Annotated in this window: 14 protein-coding genes; 12 read left to right on the top strand and 2 right to left on the bottom strand. The window is 58.1% G+C overall.

Translation table 11 applies throughout. The features are described from left to right. Nucleotides 1-3 precede the first annotated feature (3 nt). Nucleotides 4-2,751, top strand: coding sequence for a DNA topoisomerase (ATP-hydrolyzing) subunit A (gene gyrA, locus ACTG2S_RS12300; protein ID WP_019838754.1), 2,748 nt, complete (start codon nt 4-6; stop codon nt 2,749-2,751). Nucleotides 2,752-2,858: 107 nt separating this feature from the next. Here gyrA and ACTG2S_RS12295 read toward each other — a convergent pair whose 3' ends face one another. Next, nucleotides 2,859-4,256 (bottom strand): alpha-amylase family protein, encoded by a 1,398-nt coding sequence (locus tag ACTG2S_RS12295; protein WP_439982578.1) that lies wholly within the window; start codon nt 4,254-4,256, stop codon nt 2,859-2,861. Nucleotides 4,257-4,517: 261 nt separating this feature from the next. Here ACTG2S_RS12295 and ACTG2S_RS12290 point away from each other — a divergent pair, with 261 nt between their 5' ends. Continuing rightward, on the top strand, nt 4,518-4,673 hold the full coding sequence (locus tag ACTG2S_RS12290) for a hypothetical protein (RefSeq protein ID WP_005336695.1): 156 nt from the start codon (nt 4,518-4,520) through the stop codon (nt 4,671-4,673). A gap of 157 nt (nt 4,674-4,830) precedes the next feature. On the opposite strand, the gene ACTG2S_RS12285 is transcribed toward ACTG2S_RS12290, so the two are convergent. After that, nucleotides 4,831-5,886: a PA0069 family radical SAM protein gene (locus tag ACTG2S_RS12285; protein WP_439982576.1), complete on the bottom strand. Its 1,056-nt coding sequence runs from the start codon at nt 5,884-5,886 to the stop codon at nt 4,831-4,833. A gap of 173 nt (nt 5,887-6,059) precedes the next feature. Here ACTG2S_RS12285 and ACTG2S_RS12280 point away from each other — a divergent pair, with 173 nt between their 5' ends. From ACTG2S_RS12280 to ACTG2S_RS12235, 10 genes are all read left to right on the top strand, one after another. Next, nucleotides 6,060-6,647 (top strand): tetratricopeptide repeat protein, encoded by a 588-nt coding sequence (locus ACTG2S_RS12280; RefSeq protein WP_043820151.1) that lies wholly within the window; start codon nt 6,060-6,062, stop codon nt 6,645-6,647. Between the two features lie 232 nt (nt 6,648-6,879). Continuing rightward, complete coding sequence (gene thrS / locus ACTG2S_RS12275; RefSeq protein ID WP_439982575.1) at nt 6,880-8,808, top strand: threonine--tRNA ligase; 1,929 nt, start codon at nt 6,880-6,882, stop codon at nt 8,806-8,808. Between the two features lie 3 nt (nt 8,809-8,811). Then, nucleotides 8,812-9,360, top strand: coding sequence for a translation initiation factor IF-3 (gene infC / locus ACTG2S_RS12270; protein ID WP_026034907.1), 549 nt, complete (start codon nt 8,812-8,814; stop codon nt 9,358-9,360). An 86-nt stretch (nt 9,361-9,446) separates the two neighbouring features. Further along, nucleotides 9,447-9,644 (top strand): 50S ribosomal protein L35, encoded by a 198-nt coding sequence (rpmI, locus tag ACTG2S_RS12265; protein ID WP_005336688.1) that lies wholly within the window; start codon nt 9,447-9,449, stop codon nt 9,642-9,644. Nucleotides 9,645-9,659: 15 nt separating this feature from the next. Next, a complete protein-coding gene (gene rplT, locus ACTG2S_RS12260; protein WP_005336687.1) occupies nt 9,660-10,016 on the top strand; it encodes a 50S ribosomal protein L20 in 357 nt (118 codons plus the stop codon). 380 nt (nt 10,017-10,396) lie between these two features. Continuing rightward, on the top strand, nt 10,397-11,380 hold the full coding sequence (gene pheS / locus ACTG2S_RS12255; protein WP_047434976.1) for a phenylalanine--tRNA ligase subunit alpha: 984 nt from the start codon (nt 10,397-10,399) through the stop codon (nt 11,378-11,380). Between the two features lie 12 nt (nt 11,381-11,392). Next, nucleotides 11,393-13,780, top strand: coding sequence for a phenylalanine--tRNA ligase subunit beta (gene pheT / locus ACTG2S_RS12250; RefSeq protein WP_005360606.1), 2,388 nt, complete (start codon nt 11,393-11,395; stop codon nt 13,778-13,780). A gap of 3 nt (nt 13,781-13,783) precedes the next feature. Then, a complete protein-coding gene (ihfA, locus tag ACTG2S_RS12245) occupies nt 13,784-14,080 on the top strand; it encodes an integration host factor subunit alpha (RefSeq protein WP_005300715.1) in 297 nt (98 codons plus the stop codon). A gap of 15 nt (nt 14,081-14,095) precedes the next feature. After that, nucleotides 14,096-18,085 (top strand): response regulator, encoded by a 3,990-nt coding sequence (locus ACTG2S_RS12240; RefSeq protein ID WP_439982574.1) that lies wholly within the window; start codon nt 14,096-14,098, stop codon nt 18,083-18,085. After that, nucleotides 18,072-19,316: a response regulator gene (locus ACTG2S_RS12235; protein ID WP_274161703.1), complete on the top strand. Its 1,245-nt coding sequence runs from the start codon at nt 18,072-18,074 to the stop codon at nt 19,314-19,316. The genes ACTG2S_RS12240 and ACTG2S_RS12235 overlap by 14 nt, the downstream gene beginning before the upstream one ends. Nucleotides 19,317-19,318: the final 2 nt, after the last annotated feature.

Below are 19,318 nucleotides of genomic sequence, written 5' to 3'. Positions count from 1 at the left end.
TCTATGAGCGATCTGGCCAGAGAGATCACGCCGGTCAACATCGAAGAAGAGCTCAAGAGTTCCTATCTTGATTACGCCATGAGCGTGATCGTAGGACGAGCTCTGCCGGATGTGCGTGATGGCTTGAAACCGGTTCACCGCCGCGTTCTGTTTGCTATGAACGAGTTGGGGAACGACTGGAACAAGCCCTATAAAAAATCGGCCCGTGTGGTCGGTGACGTAATCGGTAAATATCACCCGCACGGCGATATCGCTGTGTATGACACCATTGTCCGGATGGCGCAGGATTTCTCCATGCGTTACATGCTGGTCGATGGTCAGGGCAACTTCGGTTCAGTCGACGGCGACAGCGCCGCGGCGATGCGTTATACCGAAGTGCGGATGGCCCGCATCTCCCACGAGCTGCTGGCCGATCTGGACAAAGAGACCGTGGACTGGGTGCCGAACTATGACGGCACTGAGATGATCCCGGCGGTCATGCCTACCAAGGTTCCCAACCTGCTGGTCAACGGCTCCTCCGGTATCGCGGTGGGCATGGCGACCAACATCCCGCCTCACAACCTCACCGAGATTGTCAATGGCTGTCTGGCGCTGATCGAAAACGGCGACCTCACCATTGACGAGCTGATGACCTACATCACCGGCCCGGATTTCCCCACCGGCGGCATTATCAACGGTCGTTCCGGCATCGTGCAGGCGTACCGTACCGGTCGTGGCTCCATCTATGTGCGGGCCAAGGCTGAAGTGGAAGTGGACGAGAAGACCAGTCGCGAGACCATCATCGTTCACGAGATCCCCTATCAGGTGAACAAGGCTCGACTGATCGAGAAGATCGCCGAGCTGGTCAAAGAGAAGAAGATCGAGGGCATCAGTGCCCTGCGCGATGAGTCTGACAAAGACGGCATGCGCATCGTTATCGAAATCAAGCGCGGCGAGTCCGGCGAGATTGTGCTGAACAATCTCTACAAGCACACCCAGATGCAGACCACGTTCGGCATCAACATGGTGGCGCTCGATAACAACCAGCCCAAGGTGATGAACCTTAAAGAGATCCTGGATGCGTTCCTGCTGCACCGCCGTGAAGTGGTGACTCGCCGGACCGTGTTCGAATTGCGCAAGGCGCGGGATCGGGCGCACATTTTGGAAGGTCTGGCGGTTGCGCTGGCCAACATTGATCCCATCATCGAGCTCATTCGCCACAGCGCGACCCCGGCCGACGCGAAAGCGGGCCTGGTTGCCAAGGGCTGGGAACTCGGCAACGTGGCCGCCATGCTGGAAAAAGCGGGCGACGACGCGGCACGGCCAGAGTGGCTGGAGCCCGAGTTCGGTATCCGTGAAGGTCAATACTTCCTGACCGAACAGCAAGCCCAGGCCATCCTTGACCTGCGTCTGCACAAGCTGACCGGCCTCGAGCACGAGAAGATCCTGGAAGAGTACCAATCTCTGCTGGATCTGATCGCCGAGCTGCTGCACATCCTGGCGAGCCCGGCTCGTCTGATGGAAGTGATCCGCGATGAACTGCTGGCCGTGCGCGAGCAGTATGGTGACGAGCGTCGCACCGAGATCAGCATGTCCAGTGCCGAGATCAACATCGAGGATCTGATCACCCCGGAAGATGTGGTGGTTACCCTGTCTCACCAGGGCTATGTGAAGTATCAGCCGCTCTCCGACTACGAGGCCCAGCGCCGCGGTGGTCGTGGCAAGTCGGCCACCCGGATCAAGGAAGAGGACTTTGTGGAGCGTCTGCTGGTGGCCAACACCCACGACACCATTCTGTGTTTCTCCACCCGTGGCAAGGTCTACTGGCTCAAGGTTTACCAGCTGCCGGAAGCGTCCCGTGGCGCCCGTGGTCGTCCGATCATCAACCTGCTGCCGCTGGAAGAGGGTGAGCGTATCACCGCTATCCTGCCGGTGAAGGAGTATGACGCCGAGAAGTATGTGTTCTTCGCCACCGCCAACGGTACCGTGAAGAAGACCAGCCTCTCTGACTTCAGCCGTCCGCTCTCCTCCGGTATCCGCGCCATCAACCTCAAAGAGGGTGATGAGCTGATCGGGGTGGATATCACCGATGGCAGCAACGAGATCATGCTCTTCTCCGACGCGGGCAAAGTTGTTCGCTTCGCGGAAGGCAGCGGTCGCGCTGATGCCGATGTCAGCGATGACGTTGAAACCGACGACGATGCCGGTAATGACGATGATGGCAGCGACAACGGCGAAGGCACCGAAAGCAAGGGTACCTTCAAGGGCGTGCGTCCCATGGGTCGTACCGCCGCCGGTGTCCGTGGCATCAAGCTGGGCGCCGGTGACAAGGTGGTTTCCCTCATCGTTCCGCGCGGCGAAGGTGCCATCCTCACCGCCACCGAGAACGGTTACGGTAAACGGACTGCGTTGGCCGAATACCCGACCAAGAGCCGTGGTACCCAGGGCGTTATCTCCATCAAGGTGGATGAGCGCAATGGCAAGGTGATCGATGCGATCCAGGTCGAAGATACCGATCAGATCATGCTGATCACCAACGGCGGTACTCTGGTGCGTACCCGTGTTGCCGAGGTGAGCGTCATTGGCCGTAACACCGGCGGTGTCCGTCTGATCCGTACCGGTGAAGACGAGACCGTGGTTGGCCTGCAGCGTATCGCCGAGAGCGACGAAGACGAAAACGACGCTTTGGCCGTTGACGGTGAGGTATCTGAAGGTACCGATACCACGACCGGCACTGATGCGGTCGATGCTGGGGAAGCGGGCGACGAGTAATCGTCACCAGTTACCCGAGCAACGTCTCTGAGCAAAAAGAGCGACCCTGGTGGTCGCTCTTTTTATTTGTCTGCTTTTTATGACTCTCTGCTGATCTTACGGCTGGATCACTCCTGCAGCCACATTCTGGCGCTGCGGGCGGGAATGGCGACCCGTACCCACTGGCTCTGCACGTTGACCACGGCCCCTTGGTCGAGCACGTCCCGATAGTTGCGATACCAGTTCATCTCGAACCTGGCGGTATCGAGCCAATACTCTTGCTCATAGTCGCACTTGTTGATACCTACCAGCCCCTGTTTGCCCCGTTTGAACAGCACGAAGCAGTCACCACTGCCGACCAGCTGCATGGGTTGGCCCTGCACCGCATTGTGGAAGCGGATCATCCCCTTGAGATCGGCGCGCTGGTAGTAATCCTGCCAGCGCAGTCCATCCTTGGCCTGGGTCTCGCCGTGATCGGAGTAGACCAGCGGCGAGCCACCATCGCGGCCGAGCAGGTAGGCATAGGCCAGCTTCTCGTCAGTCTGGCTTAAGATCTGATAGCGGAAGCCGTCGTTGGTGGGGATGTCGTGGGTCACGGCAAAGGTGACGGCGCGACTGCCCGGTAGCGCCTGACCGTAGGCGCCCGGATCCGCCAGCAGGTTCATGCTGCCACCGTAACTGAAGGCACCGCGCAGGGAGGCAAACAGCGGAAAGTCATAGGCTCCCTGGCCGCTGCTGTCGAGGTAGGGTTTGAGGAAGCGCTCGTAATCGGTGCTGCCTGCGCCCCCTGTGGTGATCACCTCGCCAAACACGTGCATCCCCTGTTTGATTTCGGGGGTGAACACGGCATTGATCTGGTAATCGCTCATGTGTTTGACCGCATCGACCCGAAAACCCTTGATCCCCATCCCCTTGAGCGCCTTGAGATAGGCCTGTTGCTGGCTTACTACCCAGTTGTTGGGATCCAGATCCGGCAACCCCTTGTCACCGGCACCACCACAGAGTCGCCAATACTGGACATGACCCGGATCGCCCCAGTCGCTGATGCACCCTTCGGGATGAAAATCCTGACCGGAGAGGAAGTTTTGCCCCAGATCGCCAAAGAGTTTCTGGCGCTCGAAATAGGCCGGGTTGTTGGCGTAGCTTTGCAGCTGCTCGTTGCCGGGATAGTTAAGATCGCTGCGTTTCCAGCTTTCGTTGGCCATGTGGTTGAGTACCACATCGGCATAGATGGCGATACCTCGCGCCTTCATGGCGGCGATCAGCTGCTCGAGATCCTGTTTGTTGCCAAGAGGAGTATCGATGAGGCGCAGATCCAGCGGCTGGTAACGGGCCCACCATTCGTTGCCAGAGGATTTGAGAGGCGGCGAGATGAGTACCTGTTTGTAACCGGCCGACTTGATAAGATCGGCTTTGGCAGTCACTTCACTGTACTTCCAGTTGAAGGCGTGCAGTATGACGTCGGCTTGCGCCAAGGGGGCGATCAGCATGCCTGCGATCGCCCATATTCCCGCTGTGTGTTTCATTATTGTGTCCCTGTTTTTATAGATGCCTGAATGGGCAAGCCAGCTTTGGCGGGAATAGAGTGAGCTGCAATCCACAACCTGCAGATTTGTGACCGCTTTCAGAGTGATTTCGCCGAATATGTGAACTGTTTCGGCTTTCCTCGCCACCGCCAGTTGCCTTTTTACAAGTGATTTTTTTGTCATTTCCCTGTCATCCCCAGTCGCTATCCTGCCGGGCGAGTGGTGCGTTGTTGCCATCACCTTCACCGTCAGGAGCTGCATATGACCAGTTGGATCACGTGGGAAATTTGGTGGAGCCGGGTATGGGGCGAGTCAGAGGTGCCGCAGTATGAAGAGGATGAGCACGAAGTGGCCCATGAACCCTCGCGGCTGCCGGTTGAAATGGTGCAACAGGGTCGGGATCAGCGCGCAGGCTAAGGCGTTAGCCCTCTCTTTAGCGGGTAGTGCTTTCTTGTGGCGACATGGCCAATCCGTAGAAAAATTCTGAAGAGCGGGGTTTCCACAGGATGTGTCGTGGCAGGTCTTCCTCTCAACCTCTTGGCACGCCTGATGTGTGAGGGCGTGAGCAGGGGGATTAGAAGAGCGACAGCTGCTCCCCGGGGCGGATAAACCCATCCAGCCTGAGCTGAATATGACGTTTGCCCAGATCGAGGCGCTTGCTGATGAGGCGAAAGCGCTGGGCCAGCAGATCGGCAAAGTGCCCCTCACCGCGCATGCGGGTACCGAAGGCGGTACTGTTGAGCCCGCTACCGCGGCTGGCTCGCAACTGATTCAAAATAACTTCCTTCTGGCCCGGATAGTGGGTATCGAGCCAGTCCCCAAATAGCGGCGCCAGTTCGTGGGGTAACCGCAGCAGGATGTAATCGGCGCAACTGGCGCCTGCCTCGGCTGCCGATTTGATGATCTGCTCCAGCTCCGGCTCATTGAGCCGCGGGATCATGGGGGCGGCCAATACCCCCACCTGCACGCCAGCGTTGGCCAACTTCTCGATCACTTTCAAGCGGCCGGCACCCGTGCTGGCGCGGGGCTCCAGCTGTCGTCGCAGGGTTTCGTTCAAGGTCGTCACCGACACCATCACCTGACACAGTCCCTCTCTGGCCAGCTCGGTCAACAGATCGAGGTCGCGCAAGATCATGGCGCTCTTGGTAATGAGCCCGACCGGATGGCGGTGGGCAAGCATCACTTCCAGCAACTGCCGGGTGAGGCGATAGCGCTGCTCGATGGGTTGATAGGGGTCGGTATTGGCGCCAATGAAGATGGTCTGTGGCTGATAGGCCGGTTTGGCAAACTCCCGGCGCAGCAGGTCGGCTGCATTGCGTTTGGCAAACAGCTTGCTCTCGAAATCGAGACCGGGGGAGAGCTCCAGATAGGCATGGCTGGGTCTGGCATAGCAGTAGATGCAGCCGTGTTCGCACCCCTGATAGGGGTTGATGGAGCGACCAAAGGGGACATCCGGCGAGCTGTTGTAGCTGATGATGCTGCGTGCATCGATCTCCCGCACCTCGGTGCCAGGCACAGAAGGAGTGAAGGTGGCATCCCAATCGGACGATTGCCAGCCGTCATCAACCGCTTCGACAAGGGGGCCGCTAAAACGGTGATCGATATTGTGGGGGCTGCCTCGTCCTGCCATGGTGTGCACCGACACTGTTTATACATACAGTTATTTTGCAGGTGCACCGGATAAATGACAACAACTGCTGATCGACCGGGTGCAAAAAGGGTTGTCGCAGGGATCTCTTGCTTGATCGCAACGCTACATTTCGTTTACATAGACAAAATGAGAACTGGATCACGGAAATCATCATGAGACCCACCACTTCCCGCTGGCTGTTTATCGGTCTGCTTGCCCTAGTTATCTGGCGTCTGCTTCCGCTCTCCACCGAGCAGGAGATGGCTGCTGCCAACCGTGCCTGGCGTACCGGTCACTTCGATGAGGCGACCCGGATCTGGTCGCCACTGGCGGCGCAAGGGCAACCTAGGGCGCAAGCCTTGATGGGCTGGAGCCATGAGGTGGGGCAGGGGAGCGAGCAGGATATCCATCAGGCCATCAGCCTCTATCGCCAGTCGGCGCTGGCAGGGGATCCCTTCGGCCAATATCGGCTGGCAGAGCTCTATCTGCGCGGTGTTGGGGTCAAGCGAGATCTGCGCCAAGCCTTTCACTGGATGGATCAGGCTGCCCGCAATGGTGATGTCCCGGCCATGCTGAAAGTCGGCGTCCTTCATCTGATGGGGGTCAGCGGCAGGGTCGATCTGCCTCAGGCGAAACAGTGGCTCTATCAGGCGGCTCAAAAGGGCAACAAGCTGGCGCTTCAGGTGCTGCAAGAGCTGGCGCTGGCAGAGGAGGGGAGCAGTGACTTTGACTTCAACTGGCAATCCCTGCTTGGCGAATAGTCGGCAGGCGACTCATTTGACTGTAGAAAATATCTGCAAATCCGATACAGCACGCCCGACTTCTGGTAGCATGGGGCCGTTTTGGCTTGGTTTGTCACGTTAGACATGTGGTTTACGTGTCAGGCCGTCTTCGCAAAGTGCTGTGGAGAACCAAAACATCACCTTTTTGAATCTCTTTTCCATCCCGCATGTGACCTTTGGTAGGGGTCACCACTGTATAAGGAAACACATAATGCCAATCATTACTCTGCCTGACGGCAGCCAACGTCAATTTGCCCACTCTGTTTCCGTCATGGATGTGGCTGCGGACATCGGTCCCGGCCTCGCCAAGGCGTGCATTGCCGGTCGGGTAAACGGTGAACTGGTAGATGCGTGCGAGCTGATCGAAGCCGATGCTGCGCTGGCCATCATCACCGCCAAAGACGAGGAAGGTCTGAACATCCTGCGCCACTCCTGCGCCCACTTGCTGGGTCATGCTATCAAGCAACTCTGGCCCCAGACCAAGATGGCCATCGGTCCTGTCATCGACAACGGCTTCTACTATGACGTTGATCTTGACCGTACCTTGACCGATGAAGATCTGGCTGCCCTGGAAGAGCGCATGCTGGCGCTGGTAGCCAAGGATTACGACGTCATCAAGAAGAAAGTCTCCTGGCAAGAAGCGCGCGATGTATTCGAGGCGCGCGGCGAGTCTTACAAAGTCGAAATCCTGGATCAGAACATTGCCCGTGATGACCAGCCAGGTCTCTATCATCACGAAGAGTACATCGACATGTGTCGTGGCCCGCACGTGCCCAACATGCGTCACTGCCACCACTTCAAGTTGCTGAAGATGTCCGGCGCATACTGGCGTGGCGACTCCAACAACAAGATGCTGCAGCGTATTTACGGTACCGCCTGGGCTGACAAGAAGCAGCTCAAGGCCTATCTGCAGCGTCTGGAAGAGGCCGCCAAGCGCGACCACCGCAAGATCGGCAAGCAGCTCGACCTGTATCACATGCAGGAAGAAGCACCTGGTATGGTGTTCTGGCACAACGATGGCTGGACCATCTTCCGTGAGCTGGAAACCTTTATCCGCGGCAAGCTCAAAGAGTACGACTATCAGGAAGTGAAAGGTCCGTTCATGATGGACCGCGTCCTGTGGGAGCGTTCAGGTCACTGGGAGAAATACGCCCAGGCCATGTTCACCACCCAGTCCGAAAACCGCGAGTACGCCATCAAGCCGATGAACTGCCCGGGTCACGTCCAGATCTTCAACCAGGGTCTGAAGTCCTACCGTGATTTGCCGCTGCGTATGGCCGAGTTTGGTTCCTGCCACCGCAACGAGCCGTCCGGTTCCCTGCACGGTCTGATGCGGGTGCGCGGTTTCACTCAGGATGACGCTCACATCTTCTGTACCGAAGAGCAGATCATGGAAGAGGTCTCCGGCTGTATTCGTATGGTCTATGACGTCTACGGTACCTTTGGCTTCGAAAACATCGTGGTCAAGCTCTCCACTCGTCCCGAGCAGCGTATCGGCTCCGATGAGATGTGGGATCGCGCCGAGAAAGCCTTGGCCGAAGCGCTGGAGCTCAACGGTCTGAAGTACGATCTGCAGCCGGGTGAAGGGGCGTTCTACGGTCCCAAAATTGAATTTACCCTGCACGATTGCCTTGATCGTGCGTGGCAATGTGGTACCGTGCAGCTCGACTTTGCCCTGCCTGGTCGTCTGGGTGCCACTTATGTGGGCGAAAACAACGATCGCCATGTACCTGTGATGATCCACCGGGCCATCCTGGGTTCTATCGAGCGCTTCATCGGTATTCTGACTGAAGAGTACGCCGGTCTGTTCCCGACCTGGCTGGCACCGACTCAGGCTGTGGTCATGAATATCACGGACAATCAGGCCGATTATGCGGTGAAAGTAGCCAAAGCATTGAATGATGCGGGCCTTCGCGCAAAAGCGGACTTGAGAAATGAGAAGATTGGCTTTAAAATCCGCGAGCATACTTTGAAGCGAGTACCTTTCATGCTGGTCTGCGGCGATAAAGAAGTTGAAGCCGGCAAGATTGCAGTACGGACTCGTAAAGGGGCTGACCTGGGCACTTATCCTGTTGAAGAGTTCATCGCTCTGTTGACCCAGGAAGTTCAGACCCGCGGACAAAAGAAAGTGGAGGAATAAGCTATAAAAGGCGGAAAAAAACTGGGCAAGCAACCGCAAGCCCGCGCTCACCGGATCAATGAAGAGATCCGTCTGAAAGAAGTTCGTCTGACTGGTCTGGATGGTGAAGCCATTGGCATTACCTCCATTCAGGATGCTCTGAACTTGGCCGCAGAGGCCGGAGTTGATCTGGTAGAGATCAGTCCAAATGCTGAGCCGCCCGTTTGCCGGATCATGGATTACGGCAAATTCCTCTACGAAAAGAGCAAAACAACCAAAGAACAGAAGAAAAAGCAGAAAGTCGTCCAGGTCAAGGAAATCAAATTCCGTCCTGGCACTGACGAAGGCGACTATCAGGTAAAACTACGCAACCTGGTTCGCTTTCTGGAAGACGGGGACAAGGCTAAGGTCACCCTGCGCTTCCGTGGTCGTGAAATGGCCCACCAGGATCTTGGTATCAAGGTTTTGGAGCGCGTCAAGAACGATCTGGAAGAGTTGGCCGTAGTTGAGTCGTTCCCGAAAGTCGAAGGCCGTCAAGCTGTGATGGTCCTCGCACCTAAGAAGAAATCTTAAGGCCCACAAGAAATTGGCTCATGGGGCTCGCCCCATGAGTTGGTTCGCCTTGCGATTTTGTTGTCACTCACAATGCGGAGTATGAAATGCCGAAGATGAAAACCAACCGGGGTGCTGCAAAGCGCTTCAAAAAGACTGGCTCGGGTCGCTTCAAGTGCAAGCACAACCACCTGCGTCACATCCTGACCAAGAAGAGCAGCAAGCGTAAGCGTCAGCTGGGACCGAAATTCATGGTTTCTGCTGCCGACCACAAACGTGTTGTCGCTTGTCTGCCGTACGCATAAGGGGGGATGTGAAAAATGCCAAGAGTTAAACGTGGTGTGACTGCTCGAGCTCGTCACAAGAAAGTAATGAAAGCCGCCAAAGGTTACTACGGCGCCCGTTCCCGTGTTTACCGCGTAGCGGTACAAGCGGTAACCAAAGCTGGTCAGTATGCCTACCGTGACCGTCGCCAGAAAAAGCGTCAGTTCCGTCAGCTGTGGATTGCGCGTATCAACGCTGCAGCCCGTCAGAACGGTCTGTCCTACAGCCGTCTGATCAACGGTCTGAAGAAGGCTTCTATCGAGATCGATCGCAAGATCCTGTCCGATATCGCCGTTCACGACAAAATGGCTTTCACCGCCCTGGTTGAAAAAGCTAAAGCAGCTCTGGTTTAATCCAGTTCTGTTATAAACGCTAAAAGGAGGCTCAGGCCTCCTTTTTTGTATCTATAACCATCTGTTTTGCATCACTATTTCCTTTCTCTCATCCACGTTTTGTTCGCTTTTTGCACGAGTTATAGATTTCTCTACATACAAAGCGATATGTGCGAGATGATCTGTTCTACAAAAGGCTTATATGCCAACAAACTAGATGCTAGTTCTAATATTTCAGGAGTGGCGGTGAGTCGATGAGACTCGCTTGATATAACAAAATGATTTGTAGGGAGAAAAGCCCACCTTAACTATGGTCAGCGAAGGGGCTTTTTTTGTATTATTCCCCTCTTGACCTTATTTAGCCTAAAGGCTCCTGTACCGGGAGTGGTGACGAGGAAGACATGCAACAGCTTGAAGAAGTAGTCGGCCAAGCCAGAGCCGAAATTGAGGGCGTGAGCGATATCGCTACCCTCGACGAAATCCGGGTCAAATATCTGGGTAAAAAGGGCTTTTTTACCGAGCAGATGAAGGGCCTAGGTGCCTTGTCTGCCGAAGAGCGTCCCGCCGCGGGCGCCGTGATCAACCAGGCCAAACAGCAGGTTCAGGATGCGCTGAACGAGCGTCGTGAAGCGCTCGAAGTCGCCGTGCTGAACCAGAAGCTGGCTGCCGAGACCATCGATGTCAGCCTGCCGGGCCGCCGCATCGAGAATGGCGGTCTGCATCCGGTAACCCGCACCATAGAGCGCATCGAGCGCCTGTTTGGCGAGATGGGCTTCAAGGTTGCCCGTGGTCCCGAGATTGAAGATGGCTTTCACAACTTCGATGCGCTGAATATTCCGGCTCATCACCCGGCGCGTACCGATCACGATACCTTCTACTTCAATCCTGATCTGATGCTGCGTACCCACACCTCCGGTGTGCAGATCCGCACCATGGAGCATCAGCAGCCGCCGATCCGCATCATTGCACCGGGCCGCGTCTATCGTAACGACTACGACATGACCCACACCCCGATGTTCCATCAGGTTGAAGGCCTGCTGGTTGACGAGCATGCCAGCTTTACCGAGCTGAAGGGCATTCTGCACGACTTCCTGCGCAACTACTTCGAGGAAGACCTGACCATTCGCTTCCGTCCTTCCTACTTCCCGTTCACCGAGCCGAGCGCCGAAGTAGACGTGATGGGCAAGAACGGCAAGTGGCTGGAAGTGCTGGGCTGCGGCATGGTGCACCCGAACGTACTGCGTTCGGTCGGCATCGATCCGGAAAGATACTCCGGCTTTGCCTTCGGCATGGGCGTTGAGCGCCTGACCATGCTGCGTTACGGGGTCAACGACCTGCGTGCCTTCTTCGAAAACGACCTGCGCTTCCTCAAGCAGTTCAAGTAAGGGCGAGAGAACATGAAATTCAGTAAATCCTGGGTGATGGAGTGGGTCCGCACCGAGTTGAGTGACAATGCACTGGCCGAGCAGATCACCATGGCCGGTCTGGAAGTTGACGCCGTGGAAGCGGTGGCTGGCCAGTTCAACAATGTGGTGGTGGGTGAAGTGGTCGAGTGCGCCCAGCATCCGGACGCCGACAAGCTGCGGGTGACCAAGGTCAACGTGGGCGAGGCCGAGCTGCTGGACATCGTCTGCGGTGCGCCGAACTGCCGTCAGGGCCTCAAAGTGTGTGTGGCCAAAGTAGGGGCGACCCTGCCGGGTGATTTCACCATCAAGAAAGCCAAGCTGCGTGGCCAGCCGTCTCACGGCATGCTCTGCTCTTTCAGTGAGCTGGGTATCGACGTTGAAGCCGATGGCATCATCGAGCTGCCGGCAGATGCCCCCATCGGTACCGATATTCGCGACTACCTCAATCTGAACGACGTCTCCATCGACGTGGATCTGACCCCGAACCGTGCCGATTGCCTCGGTATCGCCGGTCTGGCCCGCGAAATTGGCGTGCTCAACAGCGTGGACGTGGTCGAGCCGACCTGGGCACCAGCTGTTGCCACCATCGATGCAACTTTCCCGATCCGGGTTGAAGCAACCGCCGATTGCCCCCGTTATCTGGGGCGCGTTATCAAGGGGCTAAACCTGCAGGCCCAAAGTCCGCTCTGGATGCAAGAGAAGCTGCGCCGTGGCGGCATTCGCTCCATCGACGCCATCGTCGACATCACCAACTACCTGCTGCTGGAATACGGTCAGCCGATGCACGCCTTCGATCTGGCTACCCTGGAAGGGGAACTGGTGGTGCGTCGTGCCCACGCCGATGAGCCGATGACCCTGCTCGATGGCAACGAAGTGAAGCTCAAAGAGACCACCCTGGTGATTGCTGATGCCAAAGGCCCTGCCTGCATGGCCGGGATCTTCGGCGGTAACCGCACCGGTGTATCCGAGACCACCACCGACATCCTGCTGGAGTGCGCCTTCTTCGCGCCGCTCTCCATCACCGGCCGTGCTCGTGCTTACGGTCTGCACACCGACTCTTCCCATCGCTTCGAGCGCGGGGTTGATCCGCAGCTGCAAGCCAAGGTGATGGATCGTGCCACCCGTTTGCTGCTGGATATCTGCGGCGGTGAAGCCGGCCCGGTCATCGAGGTCAAATCCGATGCCCATCTGCCGAAAGCGGCACCCATCAAGCTGCGTCGCAGCAAGCTCGACAAAGTGATCGGTATCAGCGTGGCTGATGCTCAGGTGGTCGAGATCCTCACCCGCCTTGGCATGCAAGTCACTGTGGATGCTGACGGTTGGACCGCGCTGGCACCCTCCTGGCGTTTCGATATCGCCATCGAGGAAGATCTCATCGAGGAAGTGGCCCGCATCTACGGCTACAACAACATCCCGAACCTCAAACCCGCCGCCTCTCTGGCGATGGTGGAGCAGGCAGAAGGGCAGGTGACCTTGAAGCGCGTGCGCGACCTGCTGGTTGACCGCGGTTTCCAGGAAGCGATCACCTACAGCTTCGTCGATCCCAAGACCCAGCAAACCCTGTTCCCGCAGAGTGACGCCATCGTACTGCCGAACCCGATCTCGGTCGAGATGTCCGCCATGCGCGTCTCTCTGTTCCCGGGTCTGGTGCAGGCCGTTGTTTACAACCAGAACCGTCAGCAGCCGCGTGTGCGTCTGTTTGAACAGGGTCTGCGTTTCATCAAGGATGAAAGCGCCGAGAATGGCATCCGTCAGGAGCCGATGCTGGCCGGTATCATCACTGGCAACCAGAGCGACGAGCACTGGGACATCAAAACCCGCGCAGCCGACTTCTTTGATTTAAAAGGGGATCTGGAAGCGGTGCTGGACTTGACCGCCGAAGGGGCCACCTTTACCTTCGAGCGCACCGAGCACAGCGCCCTGCACCCGGGCCAGAGCGCAGCCATCCTGCGCAATGGCGAGATCATCGGCCACATCGGCGTGATCCACCCGAGCCTCGAGAAGAAGCTGGGCCTCAAGAGCCGCGCGGTGATGTTTGAGCTGGAGCTGGACAAGCTGACCCCGGCCAAGGTGCCTGTGGCAGCCGAAGTTTCCAAGTTCCCGGCGAACCGTCGCGACATCGCCGTGGTGGTCGATCGTCAGGTTCTGGCAGGTGATGTGCTTGCGGTAATTAAAAAAGTTGGCGGAAATCAGGTAGTTGGAATAAACTTGTTTGACGTATACCAGGGTGCTGGTATGGCAGAGGACAAGAAGAGCCTGGCCATCAGTCTTGTATTGCAAGATACCCAGCGCACCCTGGAGGAGAAAGAGATTGCCGAGACCGTAGACAATGTCGTGCGGGCCCTTGGTGAAGAGTTGAATGCATCCTTGAGGGATTGATCTATGGCGCTTACCAAAGCCGACATTGCAGAGCACCTGTTCACCCAGCTCGGGATGAGCAAGCGTGAAGCCAAAGATATGGTGGAAGCCTTCTTTGAGGAAATCCGACAGGCGCTTGAGCGTGGTGAACAAGTCAAGATTTCAGGCTTCGGTAACTTTGACCTTCGTGAGAAGAATCAGCGTCCCGGACGTAACCCCAAGACGGGCGAGGATATTCCTATCAGCGCCCGCCGCGTGGTGACCTTCCGGCCTGGCCAGAAGCTCAAGGCCAGGGTAGAAAATGTTGAACCCAACGAGTGATAAAAAGCCAGGCAGATGCCTGGCTTTTGTTTTCAGATGACCAAATTCCCCGTTTTTCTTCTGGGTGCCGTACTGGCACTGCCATTGCACGCCAAGCCTTTGCAGACCACAGTGCTGCCGTTGGCGCCGGCGACCCAGGCTTATGTAAATTCACTGAGTCAGCTTTCGCTCTGTTATCCTGCGACGCTTCCTCCACCATACCTGATGGCCGAGGGGGGACTGCTCAAGGATCGTCTCGCCCGGTTGCAGGAGCTATTCCCGGTTCCCCTCGTGCTCAAAGAGTTGCCCGATTGGCAGACATTGCGCAACGGGCTCGCAGAGGGGGAATGCGACATCATTCCCTATGTCGGAACCCGCAAGAAGGCCGTGGAGGGCATGCGGTTAAGTCGTCCGATGATGGAGACCGATGCCGCCATCCTCTACAAGGGTGAAAATCTCAAACAGGCCCGCTTTCTGGTCTACTCGGTGGCAGACTCTGCCCGCCTGTTGCACGAGCTCTATCCTCAGGCACGCATTATTTCCCTAAAAAGCGGAGAGAAGGTCTACGACGCGCTGCAGAGTGGCAAGGGTGATGCCTATCTGGGGGACTATCTGCAACTGCGCTATCTGATGCGCGAGTTTCCTGCCGATGGTTTGCGCCTGCGCCGCCTGTTTGGTGAGGATCGGATCATCAGCTATCGCTTGATGATGCGTGATCAGCCGGAGTTGGCCAATCTGGTGGACACCCTGATCCGTCATATGCCCGCCGGTACTATCTATACCGATCTGGCCCGTTATCTCGATCAGGGGTCGCTATATGTCAACCAGCCCCACTTCAGCGATACCGAGCAGGCCTGGTTATCCGGCCGCGGTCGCACCATTCGCCTGGTGGTCAATCCCGAGTTGATGCCCTATAGCGGCATCAATGATCTGGGGGAGGCGAAAGGGTGGAGCGCGGATGTGCTGCGCTGGGTCACCCAGGAGACCGGCTTGAAATACAAGCTGGTGCCTGCCGCCAGCAAGGCGGAGGCCGTAGAAAAGCTGCGCCGTGGTGAGGCGGATATGATGGCCGGCTTGCCGGAATCCCCGGCATTGACGGATCAGTTCATTTTCAGTCGGACGATCTCCACCAACCGGTTTGCCTTGATCAGCAAGCGCAAGCTGGCTGCCGATCGCATTACCCAACTCAAGCGGCAGCGTATTCTGGTGCCGGAATCCCTCTACGATCCCTCCTTGCTCGCCCTGCTCGGTGATCAGGAGTGGGTTCGTACCGACGGCATCGAGCAGGGGTTGGCAGCGATCAAACAGGGCAAGGCTGACGCCATGTTGAGCGAGCTTTATCAGCTGCAATATCCCCAGCGTACCAACTTGTTGGAAGGGCTCGATATCGAGGAGCTGGAAGATCGTTTCAGTCTTGGCTTTGCCATCAACAAGAGTCAGACCGAACTGGCCGGGGTGATGGATCGCAACCTGATGGCGCTGACCAGCACCCAGCTCGACGAACTTAACCAGCGCTGGCGCCGCTTGCTCGTCGTGCAGCAGCCCGGCGTGAGCTACGCCGCCTGGTTTGGCTCCATCGCCATGGCACTGCTGATCAGCGGTATCGTCATCGGCGGGATCTGGCGTTCCCGCCAGCAACTGGCAAGGGAAGTGGCCCAGCGTCACGCCGCCGAGAAGGCGCTGGCCATCGAGAGCGAGCTGCGTGAAACCATGTTTCAGGCGTTGCCGGTGCCCGTCTATCTGCGCAACAGCCAAGGCAAGGTGATCAAATCCAATAAACAGGGGCGACGTCTGGCCCTGCGCTATTCGCAGCAGTTGATGCTGCCGCCGGTGCAACCTCAGAAGAGTGAAGGGGAATTGGTGCTGGGGGATCAGGTCTTCGCCTATGCCCAGCATCCACTGCGGCTGGACAAGCAGGCACCAGCCACCGATCTTATCGCCCTGTCGGATATCAGTGTGCTGCGTGAGCAGGCCCGTTTTCTGCGTCAGGCAGAGCGCCGCCTGCGCGCCCTGACCAATACCGTGCCCGGCGTGGTGCTGCAGTTTATGTTCGAGCGGGGACGGGTAGGGGGTATCGAGTTTATCAGCCGGGGCTGTTACGAGCTGCTGGGGCTGGCGAGCCAGCAGATCCGACGTGAGCCCAAAAGGGTGCTCACTATGCTGGAGCGCGAGGATCGCCGTCGGGTAAGCCGTGAGATGTTCGCCATGTTGCAGGCTGGCAAACCCTTCGCGTTCACCATGCGCTATCACCATCCGACCAAGGGTGTGCGCTGGTTGCAGCTCTATGGCCGTGGCCGCAGTCAGCCGCAGGGGTGGCGGATCTATGCGGTGATGCAGGATGCCACTGCTAGGGTCGAGCAGGATCAGGCACTGCAGCACTCCCATGAGCAGGCGCAACAGGCAGTTCTGGCCAAGGGGCGCTTTCTGGCCGCCATCAGCCACGAGATCCGCACGCCTATGAACGCCATGCTCGGCTTGCTGGAGTGGCTGGCCAGTACTCCTTTGTCGAGAGAGCAAGACTCTGCGCTGGCACGGGTGCGTCAGGCGGGGGATGAGCTGCTCGGCCTGCTCAACGATGTGCTCGACTTTAGCCGCAACGAAAACAGCAAACTCTCCCTCTCGCCGCAACCCACCGATTTTGCCGAGTTGTGTGAGCACGTGGCGGCAGTGCACTGGACCAAGGCGCGGGCCAAGGGATTGCAACTGCGCCTTAAGTTGGACCCGGCTCTGCCAGCCCAGCAGACCCTCGACCCTCACCGGGTACGGCAAGTGCTCCACAACCTGCTCTCCAATGCCATCAAGTTCAGCCTGCGTGGGGAAGTGGTGCTGTGGGCCGAGGTGGTCGCATCGACCTTGCGCTTTGGTGTGGATGATCAGGGACCGGGGATCACCGCCAAGATGCGTACCACGCTCTTTATGCCGTTCGAGCAGTTTGCCGTTGAAGGGCAGTTGCGGGCGCCGGGCACCGGTCTTGGTCTGGCGATCTGCAAGCAGCTGATCGAGCAGATGGGTGGGCTTATCGATGTCGAGGGGCGCGCCGGTGGTGGTAGCCGCTTCTATTGCGAGTTGCCCCTCAAGCGGGTGCAGCAGGAGCCGGACTGGCAGCCCAATGTGCGGCAGCTGGCGCTCTCTTTACCGCACGGTGAGGCGCAAGCGCTGTCGCCCTGGCTCAGTCGATTGGGGATCGCCACCGTCAGCAACGCCGTTGATACGCTGCAAGCGGAGGTGGACGAGAAGGGGCTCTACTATTGGGCCTGGCAAGGGGAGTCCTGGGTGCCCGGGACCATCATCACTCTGCTGCAGCCACGGTTGACCCCGGATCAACCGGTGGCCGGTACCCAGCCCGGGCTTGGCATGCGGGTACTGCTGGTTGAAGATCACGATGTCAATCGCGAGCTGATCAGCCTGCAACTGGGGCAACTTGGTGCCAGCGTTATCACTGCCGCCAACGGGCAGCTGGCGCTGGAGATGCTGGCACAGCAGGAGGTGGATTTTGTGCTGACCGATCTGCAGATGCCGGTGATGAACGGGGCCGAGCTGTGCAGGAAATTGCGCCAATCCGCCTGTTGGGCCCGTCTGCCGGTCTATGTGATCACCGCAGATCTCAGTGATCAGGCGGCAAGGGAGCTGCAATCCTGCGGTTGCGATGGTCATCTGGACAAGCCGGTCGCCCTCAAGGAGCTGGCGACCTTGCTGCGCCATATTGCCAAAGAGAGGAGCAATGTTGTCGCCCCGACACCGGTTGCCTCGCTGCTGACCGATGAACTGGCTGCCCTTTATCTGAAGGCTACCCGTGATGATTTGGCCGAACTTGAGCGCTGCAGCACAGAAGAAGATGAAGTTGGCGTGAATGCTGCTTTACACAAGTTGAAGGGGGCCGCCAGAATGGTAGGGGCGACTGCGTTGGTGGCGGTCATTGAAGAGTGGCAACAGGCGCCCCGTCCGATGCTGCAAGCCAGATTGAACCGGGCACTGGATGAGTTCAGCCAGCAGTTTTCAAAGAGGGCTCAAGATGATCATCACTGATGAAGAATTACTGGCGTTGCTCGATTCGGAAGAGCATGAGGCGGCAGGATTTTGCCCCATTGTGCTCTATGCCCTCGACAGCACCGCCCATGAGTTGGCCAGCACCATGACATTGCCCTCCTATGTCACGCTGCACCGTACCCGACCGGATGCCTGCTGGCAGTGGGAAGGGTTGTTTGCGGCAGGTGCCATTGCCCTTTACGACCCCGCCGCTCATCAGCAGGCGGACTATTTCCCCCAGTTGCAGCAGCATGAGGGGATCTACGCTATCGGCGAGGATTGGCTGGGGGGGCTTGCCGCCAGTTACCGTAACTGGTGCAACTGGATGGCCGCTAACAAGGTGCTGCTGCTCGAGGATCACCCGTTTCAGGGGATGCAATTGCAACAGACCATCGCCGGGTTGGGGCTCTCCTGTCAGTGGGTACAGGATGAATCGGCCTGTCTTGCGGCATTGTCGGCGGGCGACATCAGCCTGCTGGTGTGCGATCTCAGTCTGGTGGAGCAAGATGCCATCAGTCTGCTGATGAACCAGCCCCAGTTGCAGGAGGCCGGGCTGCCCATTGTGCTGCTCTCGGCCCATGAACAGACGCTGATCGACGGTGCCCGCCGTCTGTTGCACGATGCCGGTTTCAACATTCTTGCAGCACTGGCCAAGCCGCTTGATTGCGACGAGCTGCTCAGGTTGCTGCGTCGACTCTATCTGGGCCCGCTGCGTCAACAGCGCTTGAGCGGCCAGCGCCGCACCATCCGCCGGTGGCAGGGGGAGGTGCAGGGTCAGCTAGGGCTGCTCTCCAGTCCCGCGACCCCTCATCCGGTCTGGCTGGCGGTGACGGGTTTGCCCAGCCGCTGGGAAGCGCTCAAGGATTGGCTGACGGAGCAGTCGCGCACCCCAGCCGAACTGACCCTGCTGATCCACCGTCGAGACCACCTGCTCGGCAATGCCGATCGCTTCGCACTGGTGCTGCAAGCCAGTCTGGCGGGGAGCAAGCTGGCGCTGCTGCTCGATAACAGCCAGCATCTGCCATTCGATCTGCTGGAGCGTTTGCCGCTGCAAGCCTTGCTGCTGGGGCAGGGGATCTTGCCAGAGATGGAGTCCTTGACCGGTGACTCCCTGCTGGGGCGTTTTATGGCCCGGGTTCGGGAGCTGGGGATCGCTGTCTATCTGGATGATCCTTACAACCTGCTCGACGTCGAGGTGTGGCGAGAGCGCGGTATGACGGGGCGCTGGTAAGC

The sequence above is a fragment of the Aeromonas sp. 82P genome (assembly GCF_051919365.1).
Lineage (GTDB): Bacteria > Pseudomonadota > Gammaproteobacteria > Enterobacterales > Aeromonadaceae > Aeromonas > Aeromonas veronii.
The sequence above is the reverse complement of the archived record's forward strand: the minus strand, read 5'-3'. Positions and strand labels throughout refer to the sequence as shown.